This window comes from Paenibacillus sp. FW126-R14 (assembly GCF_058789495.1).
In genome coordinates this window covers 41202-47201 of record NZ_JBYTBS010000058.1, presented here as the reverse complement: position 1 = coordinate 47201, position 6000 = coordinate 41202, and the positions used below count along the sequence as shown (strand labels likewise).

Here is a 6000-nt window from a genome sequence, read left to right as displayed (position 1 = left end):
AATTTAATTTGCTCGATATTTTTAATCCAAGAAGTTACTTTGTATGAGATTATTAAGCTTGTTACTCCGAGAATACACAATAATACAGATAAAATACTAATTATAAGTAGCCCCACTTTACTTAGCTTCATCATACAACCTCCGATCTCATTACCCATTATAGATGTTATAATTTGGAAATGGATCGCAATTATTTAACCTCTTCCTTAAAAAAATTGACCTAAATCTCACACTTGTGATTTTTGGGTAGTAATTACCTGTGCCTGGTCATATGTTTCTTTCAAGCGCTTTTTGTCAGCTTTGGGAGGAAAGCCAAACATGCGAGTATATTCACGGCTAAACTGGGATACACTTTCGTACCCTATCCGGTAGGCAACCTCAGATGCATCTCCCGCTTCCGTTAATAATAGACGCCGTGCTTCTTGCAACCGAATTTGTTTTTGAAATTGAAGTGGGCTCATCGCAGTGACTTCTTTAAAGTGTCTATGAAACGAAGAAACACTCATATTCGCTAGTTCGGCAAGTTCTTGGATCCGTAACGGCCTGTCATAGTGACTCATTATTTGTTCAATCACATCTTTGATTCGATGGGTTGAACTTCCTTCCATCACAATATGCTCCAAAATAACCCCGTTCTGGCCTTGCAGCACCCGATAAAGAATTTCCTTTATAAACAGCGGAGCAAGCACCGGAATATCTATCGGATTATCAAGCAATCGAGCTAACCGGATGACTGAATCTAACAAGGAAGATTCGATCTGGCTGACATACATCGCCCGCTTCGAATTCTGTTTCAGATCAACACGAAATTCAGAATCCTGTAAAAGCTCTAAGATTTGACTTGGTGTAAATTCAAGTTTGAAGCCCAAATAGGGAACATCGGCCGTAGCTTCAGTGACTTTCGCGGTAACAGGCAAGTGAACGGATGCAACAAGGTAATCGGCAGGACTGTACCTAAAAAGCTCCTGTGCCAGCCAAACCTCCTTCACCCCTTGGACCACCATGCAAAAGGAAGGCTTGTAAACGCCATGACTTTGTTCAGCCGTATTCGAAACACGCATGAAAAATAAGGACGGAATAGCAGTAGGATGTACACCGTCTTTTTGTGCATAGCGTTCTATGATTTTAATAAGCTCATCCTGTTGTTTAGAGACTAATTCCGACATTTGATTCTCCTTGTTTCTATTTTTTTATAGTTCGATTATAGTCCATATTTGTCTGATAAATAAGTGGTTGTGAGAGGATTAGGCAAACCTTTGGCACGAATGGGATAACGGTCTCTTTGTCATTTGGTGCATAATAAGAATGTGATGATCGGTACGTCATATTAAAAATCGGAGGATATAATATGCAGAAAGTAATTTTGAACAATGGGGTTGAGATGCCGATCCTTGGTTTTGGTGTATATCAGATTGCAGATCAAAATGAATGCGAACAAAGCGTATATGACGCTATTATGGCAGGCTATCGGCTTATTGATACAGCTGCCTCTTATCTAAATGAAGAAGCTGTTGGCAGAGCAATCAAACGGAGTGGCGTAGCGAGAGAGGAATTATTTATTACAACGAAACTTTGGGTGCAGGATACTGGTTATGAGCGTACAAAAAATGCCTTTAGAAAATCATTAGAAAGATTGCAATTGGATTATTTGGATTTATATTTAATTCATCAGCCATTCGGCGATGTGCATGGTTCCTGGCGCGCTATGGAGGAATTGTATCGTGAAGGAAAAGTCCGTTCAATTGGCGTTAGCAATTTCCATGAGGATCGTCTGATTGATTTAATCATTCATAATCATATCGTTCCTGCTGTTAATCAAGTTGAAACGCATCCTTTCAACCAACAAATTGAAAATGCACAATTCATGCAAGAAAATAGTGTTCAAATCGAATCTTGGGCGCCTTTTGCTGAAGGAAGAAATAACTTATTTCAGAATGAGTTATTGGAATCCATAGCTGAAAAATATCATAAATCCGTCGCACAGGTGGTTTTACGGTGGTTGACACAAAGAGAAGTCGTTGTGATTCCAAAGTCTGTCCGTAAAGAAAGAATGATCGAAAACTTCAACATCTTTGATTTTAAATTGAGCCAAGAGGATATGGAGACGATCACTTCATTAGATACGAAACAAAGCCTGTTCTTTTCGCATCGCGACCCTGAAATGGTGAAGTGGATTGCTAACCGTAAACTTGATATCTAAAAATGGTTAAAAGAGACCCACAGCAACGCGCTGAGGGTCTTCTATGTTCCAATCATTAGCTTATTTCTTATTATTAGGCTCTTTATTAAACATAGCAGATACAGCATTTTTCTCAAGATCAACTGTCAACCAATCTATCGTTTCAGTTTGTCCTGAACCAGGGTTATAGACTTGAAACGTGTATACTCTTTCTGCTTCATTTCTTAATTCAATATATGTAAGATCTTTCATATACCCTAGATCAGTTAAATTTTTCTGAGCAAAGTCACTGGCTAGTTCTAACGCTTTACTCTGTTCCTTATTAAAATTCTTATTTATCTCTGATATGGATAAATGAGTGTTCTCTGTTAAACATGAATCTTTAAGTATTTGACAACTTATCGATTTAGAAACGGGGTCAACGTGGTACCACTCTATTACTGTAGTAGTTGCCTGACTGGATTGGCGAATTACATACTTCCCTTCTTTATCTACTCCATCTTCTCTTATATTTGAAACTCTAATTGCTTCCGCATCCAATTTCGATTTGACTAGTTGAATCGCTTCTTCAATCGTTATTTTATTGATCTCTTTTTCCTTTACAGGAGTTTCCACAGGTTTCACAGTTGGTGAACTAGTCGTTTCAATCGTATTGACTACTTCACTACTAATTGATGGTGCTGGGGACTGTAAAGGGGGATCATTTGGCTCCTGTGTTATCGAACAGCCACTTAGATTTACTATCGCAATAATAATGAAAAAGGATAACTTATTCATTTCTCCCTCTTTCCCGAGAACCAGCTTGGATGAGGAGTTCAGCCACCGCCGGATAATTCCCGGCCGCATCTCGAATGTGTACAGCTCCCCATTTGCAGCAGCCTAATGCATCGCCGCCGTGCCCGTGGGTCAAGTGAACGGATGCGCCATGCGCAAGTAGCAGCCGTACCGCTTGGTCGTTTCCTCTCATAGCCGCGTTATGAAGCGCTGTAAAATCGCTGCTATCGCGGCGGGAATCCGCAGGGAACCCGGCTTCGAGCATCACACGAACGGCTTCAACCTCATTGTTCCATGCGGCATCGGCGATTACGCTCAGATCCTCGAACGCGAGTGACGGAAACAAATTCGAATCCTGCTCAAGCAGAGTTTTCACGGCCACCGGATCGGCCAGCATGCACGCAAGCAGCAGACGCTGCTTTGGAGGACTGTGCTTCGCAATCAGATCCACGATCTCGGGATGATTGCGCCGCGCTGCAAGATGAAACGGCTTCGTATTTGGACCTATTTTATATACATAGATATGTCCACCGTTCGAATCGCCTGATGTGAAGCTGCCCCGCCCTACTTGAGCTTGAAGGCACTCAGGAGCGGAACGAATGAAAGAGTGGACCAGCTCGGCATCTCCAATATTGATCGCCATAAAAATATCCGCAGCCGCGCCGCGCCCAATGAGAAACCTGCATTTAGCCTCGTCATCGATCGCCCACTGAGCCGGGGTGCTGCCATGATCGATATCGCGCCTATCGATATCGGCGCCGCGGTCGAGCAGATAATCCATGATTTCATATTCAGTGGCAAAATGAAGCGGAACCTGACCATCGGGTCCGCGTTGATTGACGGCTGCAGGATTCTTCTCTACAATTTCTTTCACTGCATCAAACATACCGAGCGCTGCCGCAGCGTGAATATCGACGGAAGCCCCTCGCCCAATCAAATAACGGGAAAGCTCATGATGGCCATGATGCAAAACCCCGAACCCCCCGGCCCACCAACTGCTTTTTGCATTCAAATCTGCGCCGTACTCCAGCAATATATCCACGGTTTCGCGATTGCCTTTCGCTGCTGCAGCGACGATCGCAGGTGTTTCGAAGGAGAACCACGGCTCGTTAATTTGCTTGACCAGAAAAGGATGCTCGTTTAGGCATCGTCTCGTCGCGGCCGTGTCATTGCTCATGACCGCCTGTTTGAATTGTTCAATGACCATTTGCTCATTCATCTTTCTAGCCCCCAATCATCATCACTCTAAATTATGATACCATAAAATGGGATTACTTTATTCGAATGATGACCTTTCCTTTGGCACTTCCGCTTTCAAGATAATGAAGCGCCTGATCGGCATCTTCCAAACTATACACCTTATCAATAATGGGCTTAATGTGACCTCTTTCCATATACTCTTTTAATACCTTCAATTGAACTCCGCTTGGTTTCATAAAAAGGTAACGATATCTCGTCCGGCTCTTCTTCTCAAGTGCTGTGATCTTTCGGCTCACGATGGACAAAACGGCCGTTTTCATCCACCCCAATTGTTCTTCTTTTCCAAATGCTGCGTTTGGTAGGCCGGAGATGGATACTATTTGTCCGTTTGGTTTTAATATCTGGAATGATTTTTCCAAAATATCTCCGCCTAAAGTATCAAAAACAGCGTCATATCCCGTAAGCATCTCCTCAAAATTTTCTTTTTTATAATTAATAATCAGATCGGCACCTAGCGCTTTGACTAATTCATAACCTTTATCGCTTGCTGTTGTGGCGACAAAAGCTCCAATCAGCTTGGCCAGCTGGATAGCAAAGGTGCCCACGCCTCCTGAGCCTGCGTGAATCAAAATTTTTTGACCTTTTTGAAGTTTCAAAATTTCTGAGAAAGCTTGGTAAGTCGTTAGGCCGACCAACGGTACCGATGCCGCTTCTTCAAAGCTAAGATTTTGCGGCTTCAGCGAAATATCTTCTTCGTGTACAGAAATATATTCGGCTAATGTGCCGATCCGGTTTTTGCGGGGTCGCCCGTAAACTTCATCGCCAGGTTTAAATGCACTCACCTGTTTGCCAACTTTAACAACAACTCCGGAGAAATCATTTCCTAAGATTAGAGGAAACTTATACTTTAACAGGAATTTTACTTTTCCTTCTTTTATTTTAAAATCGATCGGATTTAAGCTGGCTGCATGAATTTCCACGAGCACATCATGTTCTCCGATTTCAGGCGTCGGATGTTCTGTCATCATTAACGGGGCTTTTTTTCCGTATTTCTCAATGACCATGGCCTTCATCTTTAATCACTCCAGTTAGATTATTGGTTTAAACATATAAACCGATAGTGCAAAAAGGAACTTCCATTCCTTATTTTGTTATTGAGACTTATTGCACTCAGCTTCGACGGCCGCAATTAGTAATTTGAGCTGTTCCAGAGGTTTGAGAACCGTCAACAGATAGTAATTTTCCACGCTTTTTTTCTCGGAGCTAACAAAACCAGATTGCTTCAACACCTTCAAATGGTGGGAGACGGCCGGCCTGGACAGATTGATATGCTCCGCTATCGTATTGACATTGAGTCCTGATTTGTGCTGTGCCAGCAGCATAATAATGGCTTGCCGGTTCACATCAGTCAACACTTCCAGCAGCGGGATGCACTCTTTAAATTGTTGCAGAACATGCTCGGTTTGTTGGCTCATACGGTCTCCACCTTCCGTTCATTTGTTTAATCACTTAAACATATTATAATTATTTGTTACATAAAATCAAGTGCAACGTACATCAAAATTAATGTAAATGTTTCCCACCCCTAAGGTCACGGATTCTTGTAAATGCCGTACTTAATTCTGATGTGCCCGCTACAAAAAAATGATTTTTCAACAGACAAGCACTGGCTTCGGCAAAACTTTTTCCTACCGCGATTAATGGCTTGCATGGTTCGGCATTTCCTGTGATCGAGAAATGGAATTTCCAATTCTGACACTAACCATACGGGTAGTTTTACTAGCCGGTTTGTTGCGTTTCTTTCCGCCGCATCCACACGAACATGACATTCTGATACACCTTCTTAA

General features: G+C 42.4%; 6 protein-coding genes. 1 reads left to right on the top strand and 5 read right to left on the bottom strand.

Going from position 1 to position 6000, the window contains the following annotated elements:
* Positions 1–227: 227 nt before the first annotated feature.
* The gene (locus tag AC3WRW_RS27255) at positions 228–1166 is read right to left on the bottom strand and encodes an AraC family transcriptional regulator (RefSeq protein ID WP_492549370.1); all 939 of its coding nucleotides are present in this window, start codon (positions 1164–1166) and stop codon (positions 228–230) included.
* Positions 1167–1348: 182 nt separating this feature from the next.
* On the opposite strand from AC3WRW_RS27255, the gene AC3WRW_RS27250 reads away from it, so the two are divergent.
* On the top strand, positions 1349–2200 hold the full coding sequence (locus tag AC3WRW_RS27250; RefSeq protein ID WP_492549369.1) for an aldo/keto reductase: 852 nt from the start codon (positions 1349–1351) through the stop codon (positions 2198–2200).
* Positions 2201–2260: 60 nt separating this feature from the next.
* On the opposite strand, the gene AC3WRW_RS27245 is transcribed toward AC3WRW_RS27250, so the two are convergent.
* The 4 genes from AC3WRW_RS27245 to AC3WRW_RS27230 all read right to left on the bottom strand — a co-directional run bounded on the left by AC3WRW_RS27245 (position 2261) and on the right by AC3WRW_RS27230 (position 5628).
* On the bottom strand, positions 2261–2956 hold the full coding sequence (locus tag AC3WRW_RS27245) for a hypothetical protein (RefSeq protein ID WP_492549368.1): 696 nt from the start codon (positions 2954–2956) through the stop codon (positions 2261–2263).
* A complete protein-coding gene (locus AC3WRW_RS27240; protein WP_492549367.1) occupies positions 2949–4172 on the bottom strand; it encodes an ankyrin repeat domain-containing protein in 1224 nt (407 codons plus the stop codon). The genes AC3WRW_RS27245 and AC3WRW_RS27240 overlap by 8 nt, the downstream gene beginning before the upstream one ends.
* Before the next feature lie 52 nt (positions 4173–4224).
* Positions 4225–5226: an NADP-dependent oxidoreductase gene (locus AC3WRW_RS27235; RefSeq protein WP_492549366.1), complete on the bottom strand. Its 1002-nt coding sequence runs from the start codon at positions 5224–5226 to the stop codon at positions 4225–4227.
* A 78-nt stretch (positions 5227–5304) separates the two neighbouring features.
* Positions 5305–5628, bottom strand: coding sequence for an ArsR/SmtB family transcription factor (locus AC3WRW_RS27230; RefSeq protein WP_492549365.1), 324 nt, complete (start codon positions 5626–5628; stop codon positions 5305–5307).
* Between the last annotated feature and the right edge of the window lie 372 nt (positions 5629–6000).